This window comes from Bradyrhizobium sp. (assembly GCF_016462955.1).
Lineage (GTDB): Bacteria > Pseudomonadota > Alphaproteobacteria > Rhizobiales > Xanthobacteraceae > Bradyrhizobium.
On the sequence record NZ_JAEMSD010000025.1, the window covers coordinates 9,645 to 10,313 of the forward strand.

The following is a 669-nucleotide window of genomic DNA, read 5'->3' on the forward strand; positions in this document are numbered from 1 at the left end:
AGGCGGAACGAGCACGGCCGGTGCGGAGCGCCAGGAGGCTTCGGTCGTCGCCCTGTCCGGCGATTACATTCTCCAGATCAGCGTCTATCCGATCGGCCGGCGCGCCGACGATGCGCTGCTTGGGCCGGTCGCCGAGGCCGCGCGCATTGCCATCGCCAATGTGAGCAGGAGCAGCGAGCGATTCGGCAATTGCGAGTGGCTCACGGCCGCCGATGCCGACGGCTTTCTCGACGCGGGCACGCTGACGGTGCAGCGTACCGGTGCGGGCAGCTGCATGATGTTCGATCGCGAGGACAACACGATGACCGTCGCGGAGATCGCGACCTCGCGCGACACCGCCATGGGCATGATGAAACGCGCCGGGCCGTGCACGCACGTGGCGATCCCCGAGCTAGGCCGCGAAGCGTTCGGCGAGCATTCCTGCACCAAGGGCAACGGCAACGCCGTCACCATCTATGTCTGGAAGAACGGCAGGCAGGCTTCGATCCTGTTCGCCCCGGTCAAGCCGCATCCGCAGTCCGGTTCGGTCGAGCGCCTGAAGGCGGTGGCTGGGCGGGTCTATGGGAAGCTGTGACGGCGCCGCGCGCCGCGTTTCTCAGGATCAGCCGTGATCAATCCGGCCGCGGCATCCGCGACCGCTCGGCGGCCCCGAATGCCGTCCGACTATAC

1 pseudogene is annotated in these 669 nt (G+C 67.7%); it reads left to right on the plus strand.

The annotated features are described in order from the left end of the window. A pseudogene (locus tag JHD07_RS04920) lies at window positions 1-574 on the plus strand (hypothetical protein); the annotation flags it as partial. Window positions 575-669 lie beyond the last annotated feature (95 nt).